Source organism: Serratia sp. NPDC087055, from assembly GCF_044900985.1.
In the GTDB taxonomy this organism is placed as follows: Bacteria; Pseudomonadota; Gammaproteobacteria; order Enterobacterales; family Enterobacteriaceae; genus Serratia.
In genome coordinates, this window is the sequence record NZ_JBJDOG010000002.1 from 1 (window position 1) to 12,933 (window position 12,933).

The window sequence follows — 12,933 nt, forward strand, 5'->3', positions numbered from 1 at the left end:
GACCCCATGCCGAACTCAGAAGTGAAACGCCGTAGCGCCGATGGTAGTGTGGGGTCTCCCCATGCGAGAGTAGGACACTGCCAGGCATCAATTAAGCCAAGAGGCCATCCGCAAGGATGGCCTTTTTGCTGTGTGCGAAAGAAAAAGATTACGCAGCTACGCTGCGCCTCTGATACAGATACCTCTCCAGTAGCCGCGTCAGTCATCATCCGCCAAGAGAAAAGGCCCCGAAGGGCCTTTGATTAGGGTGTGTTTGCTTTTTTCACTTATTATTCGTTAATGCGAGCTACCTTGTGAGATCCCCAATCCGGTTTGCGAACGAACAAACTGGGCACGGAAGCGCTCACGTTCTTGCTGTCCGGCCAGAGAACTGTCGGTAACCGAGAACAGCCAAGTGCCGACAAAGGCCACGATCATCGAGAACAATGCCGGATATTCATACGGATAAATGGGTTTCTCATGACCGAGGATTTGCACCCAGATCGTTGGGCCGAGGATCATCAAGATCACAGCCGTCAACAACCCTAACCAGCCGCCAATCATGGCGCCACGGGTCGTCAGACGTGACCAATACATTGAAAGAATGATAATCGGGAAGTTGCAACTGGCCGCGATTGAGAAGGCCAACCCGACCATAAAGGCAATATTCTGTTTCTCGAACAAAATCCCCAGCGCTATTGCCACGATACCCAAGACCACCACGGTAATCTTGGAAACCCGCAGTTCGTCACGTTCAGTCGCTTTGCCGTTTTTAATCACGCTGGCGTACAAATCATGGGATACCGCAGAGGCGCCCGCCAGGGTCAGGCCGGCAACTACCGCCAGAATGGTGGCAAAGGCGACGGCTGAGATAAAGCCGAGGAAGAAGTTGCCGCCCACGGCATTAGCCAAATGCACTGCTGCCATATTAGTTCCGCCCAGCAGCGCCCCGGTAGCGTCTTTGAACGCTGGGTTAGGGCTAACTAACAGAATGGCACCGAAGCCGATAATAAAGGTCAGGATATAAAAATAACCAATAAAGCCGGTGGCATAGAACACGCTCTTACGGGCCTCTTTTGCATCACTGACGGTAAAGAAACGCATCAGAATATGCGGCAGACCGGCGGTACCAAACATCAGAGCTAACCCTAAAGAAAGCGCTGAAATAGGATCAGAGACCAGTCCTCCAGGGCTCATAATGGCGATACCTTTCGGATGTACCTTCACGGCTTCAGCGAACAGGGTATTGAAGTCGAAATTAACCGATTTCATTACCATCAGTGCCATAAAGCTGGCGCCTGCCAACAATAATACCGCTTTGATAATCTGTACCCAGGTGGTGGCCAGCATGCCGCCAAACAGTACGTACAACACCATCAGAATGCCGACCAGAATGACGGCGACATGGTAGTTCAGGCCGAACAACAACTGGATCAGTTTGCCGGCACCCACCATTTGCGCAATCAGGTATAGCGCTACCACCACCAAAGAGCCGCAGGCGGAGAGCGTGCGGATCGGTTTTTGTTTCAGGCGGTAGGATGCTACATCCGCAAAAGTATAACGGCCCAGGTTACGCAGGCGTTCTGCAATCAGGAACAAAATGATTGGCCAACCGATCAGGAAGCCGATGGAGTAAATCAGCCCGTCATAGCCTGAGGTATACACCAGTGCGGAAATACCGAGGAAAGAGGCTGCCGACATAAAGTCGCCAGCAATAGCCAGGCCGTTTTGCAGGCCGGTAATTTTCCCGCCAGCGGTGTAGTAATCCTGGCGCGAACGGGTGCGTTTGGAAGCCCAATAGGTGATGTAAAGCGTGGCGCCAACAAACAGCACGAACATGACGATCGCCTGTATGTTCAACGGTTGGCGCTTTACTTCACCACCAATGGCATCGGCAAAGGCCATGCCCGGTAGGGCCAGCAGAGTAGCGGCAGACAGTAAACGCTTCATTTCTTCACCTCACGCAGGACTTCTGCAGTCAGGCGATCGAATTCGCCGTTGGCGCGAAATACGTAGATCCCAGTGAGTACAAAAGAGATTACGATCAGGCCAACGCCTACCGGGATCCCACGGGTAATGGTCGATCCTTCTGCGATCGGTGTACCCAACCACTGAGGATCGAAAGCGATCAATAGAATAAAGCCAACATACAGCGCGAGCGTAATCAACGAGAGCAGCCAGGCAAATCGGCTACGTTTACGCACCAGCTCTATAAAGCGCGGGTTTTCCTCAATCCCTTGATAAATGGTGTCATTCATCAGAGTGTCTCCAGTAGGTATTGAACGAATGCGCCGCGCTTGAAGCCGATCATCGGGTTATTTCCCCTTTGATCGGCCAGAGGCGGCGTAAATTATGACGGCACTTTCATTGATTGTTTTTCTTCCAACAGCTTGTCGACTACAGCCGGATCAGCCAGCGTTGAGGTGTCCCCCAGGTTGCTGGTATCGCCAGCGGCAATTTTGCGCAGGATGCGGCGCATGATCTTGCCGGAACGCGTCTTGGGCAGGGAGTCTGTCCAGTGCAGTACATCCGGCGTGGCGATCGGCCCTATCTCTTTGCGTACCCAGTTACGTACTTCGGTATAGAGCTCTGGTGAAGGTTCTTCGCCATGATTCAGTGTGATATAGGCGTAAATCGCCTGGCCTTTAATGTTATGGGGGATACCCACTACTGCGGCTTCAGCGATTTTCGGGTGTGAGACCAGAGCTGATTCGATCTCGGCAGTGCCCAAACGGTGGCCGGATACGTTCAGCACGTCGTCGACGCGGCCGGTGATCCAGTAATAGCCATCCTCGTCACGGCGTGCGCCGTCCCCGCTGAAATACATGCCTTTAAAGGTGGAGAAGTAAGTTTGCTCGAAGCGATCGTGATCACCAAACAGAGTACGTGCCTGGCCAGGCCAGGAATCGGTGATCACCAGATTACCTTCACAGGCACCTTCCTGCAGTGTACCTATGTTATCAACCAGCGCGGGCTGTACGCCAAAGAATGGCCGCGTCGCGGACCCTGCTTTTAACTCGGTGGCTCCAGGCAGTGGCGTGATCATAAAACCACCGGTTTCTGTCTGCCACCAGGTGTCGACGATCGGGCATTTACCGTTGCCGATTTTATTGTAATACCACTCCCAGGCTTCTGGGTTGATTGGCTCACCGACCGACCCCATGATGCGCAGTGAGTCGCGCTTGGTGCCTTCAATCGCCTTGTCACCTTCAGCCATCAGGGCGCGTATGGCCGTCGGCGCGGTGTACAGGATATTGACCTGATGTTTGTCGATGACCTGAGACAGACGGTTTACGCCAGGGTAATTCGGGACCCCTTCAAACATCAGGGTAATGGCACCGCAGGCTAGTGGGCCATATAACAGATAACTGTGCCCAGTGACCCAGCCAACATCGGCGGTGCACCAGTACACGTCGCCATCATGGTAATCAAACACATACTTAAAGGTCATTGCGGCATACACCAGATAACCGCCGGTAGTGTGCAGCACGCCCTTGGGTTTACCGGTCGAGCCGGAGGTATAAAGGATAAACAGCGGATCTTCCGCGTTCATCTCTTCTGGTGGGCAATCGGCTGAAACACCTTGGGTAAGTTCATGCCACCACAGGTCACGCCCTTCCTGCCAGTAGCCTGGTTTGCCGGTGCGCTGGAACACGACGACATTGGTGATGCTTTTCACACCTGGATTCTTTAGCGCATCATCGACATTTTTCTTCAGCGGCACGGCACGTCCGGCGCGCAGACCTTCATCAGCGGTGATAACCAACTTGGAATTAGAGTCGATAATACGGCCGGCTACCGCTTCCGGTGAGAAACCGCCAAAGATAACCGAATGCACGGCCCCTATTCGGGCACAGGCCAGCATGGCGACAGCGGCTTCAGGCACCATTGGCATATAGATAGCTACGACGTCGCCTTTTTTGACACCCAGCTTTTTCAGCACGTTGGCGAATTGGCAGACATCGTGATGCAGTTGTTTGTATGTCACTTGTTTTGACTGAGTAGGATCGTCACCTTCCCAGATAATCGCCGTTTGGTCACCGCGTTCGGCCAGATGGCGATCGAGGCAGTTGGCCGCCAGGTTTAGCGTACCGTCCTCAAACCAGCGGATGCTGATATGGCCCGGATCGAATGAAGTATTCTTTACCCGGCTATAGGGTTTCATCCAATCCAGGATTTTTCCCTGTTCGCCCCAGAAGGCTTCTGGCTCTTGCACAGACTGTTGATAATATTGTTGATATTGTGTCGGATTAATCAGGGCGTGTTCTGCAATTGCAGAAGGAATAGCGTGTTTATGCACTTGGCTCATAGCTTTTCTCCTTGAAGTTGTTAATGATATGTCAACTGAAGGTTAAGTATAGTTTGCTCCGATTCTTTGTTTCTTTTTTGCGCGGCAGATCACGCAACGAAGATATTGATTTGTAATAGTTCTGCCTCATTTGCGTTGGGCATCTGCCTGCTTGGTGGGAGAAAAGGGTTAGATAGGAGCTTTTAGTCAGAAAACACGATCTAAAGAACTAAAAAGAATAAACACTTCGGCGATAAATTCTTTCTATAGAGAATAGTAGATATACCACCGACTGAATTAACGCTCTTTTAAACCATTATGGAACATAGATTTTCATTAATATTCGATGTTGATATTAATGTTTTGCTTGTCAGAGGGTATTTATAACAAACAATCACTTTTGGGCCGTTATTAATTACCGATACTTATTATCCATTCCGGATAATTCTCATTTTTAAAACCTTTACGCAACATAATATAAACATCATTGTTGGACTAAATATGCAAAATTAACGCATATTTTCTGATTTTAAATATCTCGACGCACGATAATTTTGTGATGCCTATCACATAAAATTATGCTGTTAATAACAACAAGTTATGTGGCTTGAAATGAATGCCAAACTTACTTTAGATTAAATTTTGCACTAAAGTCATATAAAACAAGGCTTGCAGACCATGCCACTCAGATGGTACAGATTTAGATAGCGGCACATTAAGGGCAGGTGATCGCTTCTTGGTTATTAACATAAGCCTGTATTAAATGATTAAGTGCTTTTTTCGTCGCGTTAAGATAAATACGACGAAAAGAGCCTTTGAGGACTTTTTGGGTATGAAAAGTGTAAAAGTCAGTCTTGCTTGGCAAATCCTTATCGCACTGGTGCTGGGTATTATTGTCGGGGCGGTGCTCCATAATCAAAGCGAGTCACGTGAGTGGTTGGTCAGTAATATTCTTAGTCCGGCTGGTGATATATTTATTCGCTTGATTAAGATGATTGTGGTCCCGATTGTTATTTCGACATTGGTTTTGGGCATCGCCGGGGTAGGGGATGCGAAGAAGTTAGGTCGGCTCGGATTGAAAACCATTATTTACTTCGAAGTGATCACAACGATTGCCATCGTTGTGGGGCTGACGTTAGCTAATGTTTTTCAACCCGGCCATGGCATCGATATGTCGACGCTGACTGCGGTCGATATCTCGCAATATGAAAAAACCACGGAACAGGTACAAAGTGGTTCACATAGCCTGGTGGCGACCATTTTGTCGTTGATTCCCTCAAACGTCTTTGCCTCAATGGCAAAAGGCGACATGCTACCGATTATCTTCTTCTCGGTGTTGTTTGGTCTTGGTTTGTCGTCATTACCCAAAGAAACCAAAGAGCCGTTGCTGAAGGTATTTAAAGCCATTTCCGAAAGCATGTTCAAAGTGACCCATATGATCATGCGCTATGCGCCGATCGGGGTGTTTGGTCTGATCTCAGTGACGGTCGCCAACTTTGGCTTTGCCTCATTGTTGCCGTTGGCCAAGTTGGTCTTGCTGGTGTATTTCGCCATAGCCTTCTTCGCCTTGGTAGTGCTGGGTGCAGTGGCCCGGCTGTGCAATCTGCGTATTTGGACGCTGATTCGCATCCTGAAAGATGAATTGATCCTGGCCTTCTCCACCGCCAGTTCGGAAACGGTACTGCCGCGTATCATTGAAAAGATGGAAGCGTATGGCGCACCGAAAGCCATCACCAGCTTTGTGGTGCCGACCGGTTACTCTTTCAATTTGGACGGTTCTACGCTGTACCAAAGCATTGCGGCCATCTTTATTGCACAGCTGTACGGAATTGAGCTCTCCCTGGGGCAGGAAGTCGTCTTGGTGGTGACGTTGATGCTGACCTCGAAGGGCATTGCCGGCGTGCCGGGCGTTTCCTTTGTGGTGCTGCTGGCAACACTGGGCAGTGTGGGGATCCCACTGGAAGGATTGGCATTTATTGCCGGCGTTGACCGTATCCTGGATATGGCGCGTACGGCTCTGAATGTAGTGGGCAATGCATTGGCAGTACTGGTGGTCGCAAAATGGGAGCACCAGTTCGACAGTAAAAAGGCGCGTGCTTACGAGCAGGCGTTCTTGTCCGGTGACGTCAAGCAGGTCAAAGAGTCTTAACAGCCACTTGGTTTGCTATGAAAAACCCGCCTTGTGCGGGTTTTTTGTCTTTATTCCGGTGAGGAATCAGCAGGCAGGTGCAGTGCCTTGAGCTGGCAAGAAGCGGAGCGGATCCAATGCGGTGGCACGATAACGGATTTGGAAGTGCAGCATCACCTTGTCGGTGCCCGTACTCCCCATGGTGGCAATTTTCTGTCCGGCTTTTACTTCCTGAGCGTTGCTAACCAGCAGGGTATTGTTATGGGCATAGGCACTGATGTACTCATCATTGTGTTTGATCATAATCAGGTTGCCATAACCTCGCAGCTGATTGCCAACGTACACCACGCGACCTTTGGCTGCCGCAAACACGGGCTGGCCACGGTTACCGGCAATATCAATGCCTTTGTTACCGCCGTCTGCCGTAGAATATTTACTGACGATATTGCCCTGAGTTGGCCAACGCCAGCATTTAATGCTGCTGCGGATTGGCGGTGGTGCCACTGCTGCGATTTGGCTGGTGGACTGTGTTTTGCGCGATTTGCCTTTCTTCGCCGTCGCGTTATTTAACGCCAGCTTTTGGCCAATCTCGAGGTTGTAAGGTTTGGGAATTTTATTGCGTCGGGCTAACTCACTGACTTCGCTGTTGGTGATCCAGGCAATATAAAACAGCGTATCGCCGCGCTTGACGGTATAGGTGTTGCCGTTATAGCTGCCTCTGGCTAATTGATCATAATCGCGGTTGTAGCTGTTCGATTTTTTTCCGGAGCCGCACCCCAATAATCCCAGACTGACCACGCACACGGCGATCAGCCGCCATACAGCGAATGTGCTTCCCATACTCAAATATCGTCCTTAAACGTCGTCGCGCTTCATAGTGATCTACATATAGTAACACCAACGGTCAGGTGGTCAAAAACGCCGCCATAGGCTAAGTTTTTTCAGGACTTGGGCTGCAGGGAGCTGAGCCCGCTAAGACACGGCATTTCTCGTGCAGCTCAAGAATTTTCATGGATTGGAAAAAATAATATGTACGATACCTTAACGCTCTCGAGTTATCTGGTACTGGCAGGCACATTATTAGTGGCTTATGTCATCTTTGGCATCGCTGGTTTTGGCTCTGCGCTGATCGCCAGTCCTGTGATGGCGCTTTATATTCCGGTGGCGAAAATTGTCCCTTTGTTGGCGCTGTTGGATATGTGTGCGGCTGTTATCAATGTCAGTCGTGATGGGCGTAATGCGCAATGGTCGGAATTGAAACGGCTGGTGCCATTAATGGTCATCGGCAGCCTGTTGGGGGCGGCTATCTTGCTGAAGTCCCGGCCAGAGATACTGTTGCTGGCGTTGGGGATTTTTGTCGTGTTTTACGCTGTCTATTCTCTCAGTGGCGTAAAACCGGTTCGGCAATTGTCGCCCAAGGCTTCAGTGCCCTTTGGTTTGATTGGGGGGATATTCAGCGCACTTTTCGGGAGCGGCGGCTTTATTTACGCGATCTATCTCAGTGGTCGAATTGAAAAAAAAGAGGCTTTTCGCATAACTCAGACCACGCTGATTGGTCTGAGCACTCTGACCCGTGTGATCATTTTTGCTGTTGCCGGTGTTTATCTGGATGTGGACTTATTATTGTTGGCATTAGCGCTGGTGCCGGGAATGTTGGTGGGTATTACCTTGGGCCGGCATTTCACCCTCAGAATGTCGCGTGAGCAGTTCCTCAGGATTATCAATATTATTTTGCTGGCTTCGGGGACCATGCTGATTGTCAGGTACTTTAGTTAACAATGATCGCGTGGCTGGTCGATGGAGAGTCCGTATCTCAGAAAGCAAAAAACCCGCCATAGGCGGGTTCTTCTAAATAGTGGTGCCCGGACTCGGACAACCGGCGCTGGCGCCGTGTTGAACAACGCTTTAGCGTTGGCCCGTAGGGTGAGGCCTGTGGCCGAATAATCGAACGAAGTTCGATGGAGAGTCCGTATCTCAGAAAGCAAAAAAACCGCCATAGGCGGGTTCTTCTAAATAGTGGTGCCCGGATTCGGACAACAGGCGCTGGCGCCGTGTTGAACAACGCTTTAGCGTTGGCCCGTAGGGTGAGGCCTGTGGCCGAATAATCGAACGGAGTTCGATGGAGAGTCCGTATCTCGGAAAGCAAAAAACCCGCCATAGGCGGGTTCTTCTAAATAGTGGTGCCCGGACTCGGAATCGAACCAAGGACACGGGGATTTTCAATCCCCTGCTCTACCGACTGAGCTATCCGGGCAACGCGCAGCATTAAACCGTATTGGCCGAAGGCAGTCAACGGCTTTCTCAACGAAATCAGCCAAAATGCGTCTGGTTGCTGGCTTTTCGGTCAAAGGGCGTGAAATTTGGTCCAAAACTGTCGACGCTCTGCGGCGGCTGTGTGCCGCCGGGAGTGAATTCAGCTTAATGCCCCGTTTCTGCGGCACTGGGCCACCTGTAAGATGTCTTCCGCCAGTCGCTTAGCGACAGATACGTCCTGTAGCTGACGTTTTACCAGCAGTTTACTCAGGCAACCCTCCTGAATCAGCTCCATCTGCTGTGCCACCATGTCGGCGTCATCGGCGTCCATTTCACGGAGTAGATCACGGGTCAGATCCAACGATGTCAGCTTCTGCTGTTCCGCTAGCTGGTGGATCGGGTGGTCCACCTCTGGGAAGAAACTGCAGGCGGCAATAAACAGGCAACCCGGGTAGCGGTCATGTTTGACGTATTCTTCCAGAACGTCATATCGCGCCAGCAGTTTTTGCTGTGGGCTCAGGGTTTCGTCCAGCAAGAGTTGGCGGCGCCAGGTGTCAATTTGCTGACCGTGATAACGCAGGCAGTCATACAACAATGCTTCGCGATCCGGCCAGAATCGCTTTAGGTCACCCGGTTGCACGTCGAGTTTATCTGCCAGCATTTCTAGTGTGGCGGTCGCCAGGCCCTGTTGTTCTAACAGCCCCAGTGCCGTATCAAGAACGTGTTCACGTTGCACTTGTGCTCCCTCCAAATTCGGTTCTGAAATTCAGTGTTATTTATTGCACCACTTTCTGCAAATGCGCGTTGAATGCCGTTGCATCCATAAATCCGGTTACTCGTTGGTTTGTTAACTCTTGCCCGACACCATTAAAGAACAGAATTGTCGGTAATCCCAAGACTTTTAGGTGTTTGAGAAGCGCGACCTGCTCGGTATTGTTGGCGGTCACATCGGCCTGCAGTAGCACTGTATTGGAAAGCGTAGACTGAACCGCGGTATCGCTGAATGTGTACTTTTCGAACTCCTTGCAGGCTACACACCAATCAGCGTACAGATCCAGCATTACTGGCTTCCCTTGCGCCTGTTGCAGCGCAAGATTGAGCTCTTCTACGTTACTAATACGTGTGAACTTCAAATGTTGCACTGCAGCTTGCTGTGCGCTATTGGCACCAAACGCCCAGTCTTGGAGCGGGCGTGCAGTAATCACTGCCGCTGCCAGCAGGAGTAATTGCAATGCACGCCCCCAGCCGCGGGAGGTTTTCAGACTCAACGTGAATGCCCAACCAAAGAACGCCAGGCCGAGCAGGCTCCACAACCGTAGCCCCCATGGCTCGCCAATGACACGTTCCAGCAAGAATACAGGCAGCGCCAGGATCACAAAGCCAAAGGCTTCTTTGACATACTGCATCCATGGGCCGCTGCGCGGCAACAGGCGATTGCCGAACAGGGTCACCAGCACCAGCGGGATACCCATGCCTAACGCATAGAGGTACAACGTACCGCCGCCTGCCCACATGTTACCGCTTTGGGCAATGTACAGCAGGATAGCGCTGAGCGGCGCGGTAGTGCAGGGAGAACAAATCAGCCCAGCCAGCGCACCCATCAGGAACACGCCAGGCAGAGAGCCGCCTTGTTGGGTGTTGCTCCAGCCCGCCAGCCGTGTTTGCAGTGAAGACGGCAACTGCAGCGAATACAGACCGAACATCGACAAAGCCAAAGCGATAAACAGTATCGACAGGCCGATGAGAACATAGGGGTGTTGCAGTGCTGCCTGGAACTGTAGCCCGGCGGCCGCAACCACTAAACCCAGCAGGGTGTAGGTCAGCGCCATGCCCTGAACATACACCACCGCCAGTGCCAGTATGCGTCCACTGCTGTGCGGTTTTTCTCGCCCAAGGATGATGCCGGAAATCAAGGGGTACATCGGCAGTACACAGGGGGTAAAGGCAATACCAATACCAATCAGCAGTGCCCACAGCGGGGAAAATGGCAGACCAGCCGGCGCAGGTGCTTCAGGCGCAACGGCAGGCGGCGCGGTGACGGCACTTACGGCATCCAAAGGGATCACCCGTGTTTCCGGTGGGTAGCAGAAACCCGCTTCGGCGCAGCCCTGATAAGTCACACTCACACTGGCGCCACTGGCAGCCTGCCGCAGGGGAATGGGCAGAGTAAGCTGCTGCTTGAAAATGGCCACTTCGCCGAAGAACTCATCTTTATGGCTCAGCCCGGCAGGCAGCGTAAAGGCGCCTAACGTCACCTGCTGTGGTACCAGTTTGATCTGCTGGCGGTACAGGTAATATCCGGGGCGGATTTGCCAGTTTAGCGTGAGCTGGTGGCCTTGCTGCTTAAAATCAAAGGCAAATGCCTGATCGACGGGCACGAATTGGCTGCCACCCTTTTGGGTGAACAACGAGGCCTGAGCCGCCTGTGGCAAAAAAAACAGGCTGCAAAGCAGGAATATCAATTTAATGAGGCGTTGATCCATAACAGGTAGTCTTTATCTCCAGCCATCACCGGCAGTACCAGTAGCTCGGGCGTTTGGTACGGGTGATGTTGTTTCACGTAGTTGAGCAGGGCGTCTTGGTGGTGGCGATCGCTTTTGAACAGCATTTGCACTTCGTACTCCTGCTCCAGTTTCCCTTCCCAGTAGTACAACGATGATGCGCCGGGTAGCAGTGTGGCGCAGGCCGCCAGCTTTTCTCCCAATACCCGGGCTGCCAGGTCTTGTGCCGTGGCCTCATCGGGTGCGGTGCAGAGTATGACGATAGCTTCGCAGTCAGACATCTTCGGCCCTCTCATCCAAATTATCAGTGGGCACTATACCTTGAAGGACGGTTGGCTAGAAGGCGAGTTTATCGCCAGTGGGGCAGGATTGGAGGAAACCGGGGCGGTAAGCCCCGGTGAGAGCATTACAGCATTACGCCGCCCAGCAGGAAGCCGAACAGCACCGCCAATATCACGCCGATGGTGCCGGGGATAAAGAACGGGTGGTTAAAGACAAAGCGCCCAATGCGCGTTGTGCCGGTGTCATCCATCTGCACTGCCGCGACCAGCGTAGGGTAGGTCGGCAGGATGAACAGGCCCGAGACGGCAGCGAAGGATGCCACGGCGGTCAAGGGGGATACATTCAGCGCCAGCGCCATTGGCATCAATGCCTTGGCAGTGGCGGCCTGAGAGTACAGCAGCGCAGAGCAGAAGAAGAAGATCACTGCCAGCAGCCATGGGTGTGACTGAATCACGCTACCCGCTGTCTCTTTGATCCAATCAATATTGGCCTGCACGAAAGTATCGCCCAACCAGGCTACGCCCAGAATACAGATACAGGCGCTCATACCGGCCTTGAAGGTGCTGGAGTTCAGCACTGCATCAGTATCGACGCGACACAGCAGGGTCGTCAGGGTGGCGACGCTCAGCATGATGATCAAAATCGCATTGGTGGTGTTCATCAAGGGTTTTGCCACCAGGCCCAAGCCTGGGCTGTTGATGATGGCGTAGGCTACCACGCACAACACGCCCAGCAGGAACAGCAATACCGAGACTTTGGCGCGCGGTTTGATTTCCATTACCTTGTTGCCGCGCAGTGTCACCAGGCCTTCTTCAAGGCGTTTCAGGTAAACCGGGTCGTCAGACAATTTAGAGTCGAACAGCCAACTCACCAGCAACGACATCACCAGTACGGCACAGAAAGTTGAAGGCATGACCACCATCAGCAGGTGCAGATAGCTGACGCCGTGGCCTTCCATCACGGAAGACATGTAAACTACAGCCGCCGAAATGGGGGATGCGGTGATGGCAATTTGAGCGGAAACCACTGCGGTAGACAGCGGGCGGCAAGGCTTAATGCCCTGTTCTTTCGCCACTTCTGCAATGACGGGCAGTGCAGAAAGAGAGATGTTGCCGGTACCGGCGAAGATGGTCAGAAAATAGGTGACGATCGGCGCTAAGATCGTGATGTGTTTTGGATTCTTGCGCAGCAGTTTTTCAGTTTGCTGCACCAGGTAATCCATACCGCCCGCGACCTGCATTGCCGAGATCGCGGCAATCACAGCCATGATGATGGAAATCACGTCGAAAGGGATGCTACCTGGCTTCACGCCAATCAGCGCCAAGACCAAAACCCCGAGTCCGCCTGCAAATCCAATTCCGATACCGCCCAGCCTGGCCCCTAAAAAAATGGCCAGCAGAACGATAACCAATTCTACGGCTAACATAGTGTCTACTCCTTAAAGTGAGCTATACCCTGCATTTTTAAAGCCGCATCTGCGTTGGCTGTCAGTACTCACCCCA

Annotated in this window: 10 protein-coding genes, 1 tRNA gene and 1 rRNA gene; 3 read left to right on the forward strand and 9 right to left on the reverse strand. The window is 52.0% G+C overall.

Features of this window, described 5'->3' with window-relative positions:
• Nucleotides 1-86, forward strand: a 5S ribosomal RNA gene (gene rrf, locus ACI2J2_RS13715); the annotation flags it as partial.
• A 190-nt stretch (nt 87-276) separates the two neighbouring features.
• Here rrf and actP read toward each other — a convergent pair.
• The 3 genes from actP to acs form a co-directional block, all read right to left on the reverse strand.
• Nucleotides 277-1,929, reverse strand: coding sequence for a cation/acetate symporter ActP (actP, locus tag ACI2J2_RS13720; RefSeq protein ID WP_265557188.1), 1,653 nt, complete (start codon nt 1,927-1,929; stop codon nt 277-279).
• On the reverse strand, nt 1,926-2,237 hold the full coding sequence (locus tag ACI2J2_RS13725; RefSeq protein ID WP_044553908.1) for a DUF485 domain-containing protein: 312 nt from the start codon (nt 2,235-2,237) through the stop codon (nt 1,926-1,928). Before ACI2J2_RS13725 ends, actP begins: the two co-directional genes overlap by 4 nt.
• Before the next feature lie 92 nt (nt 2,238-2,329).
• Nucleotides 2,330-4,288: an acetate--CoA ligase gene (gene acs / locus ACI2J2_RS13730; protein ID WP_404760298.1), complete on the reverse strand. Its 1,959-nt coding sequence runs from the start codon at nt 4,286-4,288 to the stop codon at nt 2,330-2,332.
• An 811-nt stretch (nt 4,289-5,099) separates the two neighbouring features.
• Between acs and gltP the strand changes: the two genes are divergently transcribed.
• Nucleotides 5,100-6,416 carry a glutamate/aspartate:proton symporter GltP gene (gene gltP, locus ACI2J2_RS13735; protein ID WP_404760299.1) on the forward strand — a complete coding sequence of 439 codons (1,317 nt, stop codon included), beginning with the start codon at nt 5,100-5,102 and terminating at the stop codon, nt 6,414-6,416.
• A 66-nt stretch (nt 6,417-6,482) separates the two neighbouring features.
• Here gltP and actS read toward each other — a convergent pair whose 3' ends face one another.
• Nucleotides 6,483-7,235 (reverse strand): amidase activator ActS, encoded by a 753-nt coding sequence (gene actS / locus ACI2J2_RS13740; RefSeq protein WP_209634246.1) that lies wholly within the window; start codon nt 7,233-7,235, stop codon nt 6,483-6,485.
• A 189-nt stretch (nt 7,236-7,424) separates the two neighbouring features.
• Between actS and ACI2J2_RS13745 the strand changes: the two genes are divergently transcribed.
• Complete coding sequence (locus ACI2J2_RS13745) at nt 7,425-8,171, forward strand: sulfite exporter TauE/SafE family protein (RefSeq protein WP_209635255.1); 747 nt, start codon at nt 7,425-7,427, stop codon at nt 8,169-8,171.
• Nucleotides 8,172-8,573: 402 nt separating this feature from the next.
• Here the strand turns inward: ACI2J2_RS13745 and ACI2J2_RS13750 are convergent.
• The 5 genes from ACI2J2_RS13750 to ACI2J2_RS13770 form a co-directional block, all read right to left on the reverse strand.
• Nucleotides 8,574-8,649: transfer RNA gene (locus ACI2J2_RS13750), tRNA-Phe, on the reverse strand.
• Between the two features lie 159 nt (nt 8,650-8,808).
• Entirely contained in the window at nt 8,809-9,384 is a 576-nt protein-coding gene (locus ACI2J2_RS13755; RefSeq protein ID WP_209634249.1) for a transcriptional regulator, read from the reverse strand.
• A gap of 40 nt (nt 9,385-9,424) precedes the next feature.
• Nucleotides 9,425-11,131 carry a protein-disulfide reductase DsbD gene (locus ACI2J2_RS13760; RefSeq protein WP_404760300.1) on the reverse strand — a complete coding sequence of 569 codons (1,707 nt, stop codon included), beginning with the start codon at nt 11,129-11,131 and terminating at the stop codon, nt 9,425-9,427.
• Nucleotides 11,107-11,430, reverse strand: a complete 324-nt coding sequence (gene cutA / locus ACI2J2_RS13765) for a divalent cation tolerance protein CutA (RefSeq protein ID WP_265556258.1) — start codon at nt 11,428-11,430, stop codon at nt 11,107-11,109. The genes ACI2J2_RS13760 and cutA overlap by 25 nt, the downstream gene beginning before the upstream one ends.
• Nucleotides 11,431-11,555: 125 nt before the next feature.
• Nucleotides 11,556-12,857, reverse strand: coding sequence for an anaerobic C4-dicarboxylate transporter (locus ACI2J2_RS13770; RefSeq protein ID WP_209634253.1), 1,302 nt, complete (start codon nt 12,855-12,857; stop codon nt 11,556-11,558).
• Nucleotides 12,858-12,933 lie beyond the last annotated feature (76 nt).

Bases quoted from the DNA above. Each gene is read 5' to 3' on its own strand.
- actP (WP_265557188.1), bottom strand. From the start codon at position 1,929: ATGAAGCGTTTACTGTCTGCCGCTACTCTGCTGGCCCTACCGGGCATG.
- ACI2J2_RS13725 (WP_044553908.1), bottom strand. From the start codon at position 2,237: ATGAATGACACCATTTATCAAGGGATTGAGGAAAACCCGCGCTTTATA.
- acs (WP_404760298.1), bottom strand. From the start codon at position 4,288: ATGAGCCAAGTGCATAAACACGCTATTCCTTCTGCAATTGCAGAACAC.
- gltP (WP_404760299.1), top strand. From the start codon at position 5,100: ATGAAAAGTGTAAAAGTCAGTCTTGCTTGGCAAATCCTTATCGCACTG.
- actS (WP_209634246.1), bottom strand. From the start codon at position 7,235: ATGGGAAGCACATTCGCTGTATGGCGGCTGATCGCCGTGTGCGTGGTC.
- ACI2J2_RS13745 (WP_209635255.1), top strand. From the start codon at position 7,425: ATGTACGATACCTTAACGCTCTCGAGTTATCTGGTACTGGCAGGCACA.
- ACI2J2_RS13760 (WP_404760300.1), bottom strand. From the start codon at position 11,131: ATGGATCAACGCCTCATTAAATTGATATTCCTGCTTTGCAGCCTGTTT.
- cutA (WP_265556258.1), bottom strand. From the start codon at position 11,430: ATGTCTGACTGCGAAGCTATCGTCATACTCTGCACCGCACCCGATGAG.
- ACI2J2_RS13770 (WP_209634253.1), bottom strand. From the start codon at position 12,857: ATGTTAGCCGTAGAATTGGTTATCGTTCTGCTGGCCATTTTTTTAGGG.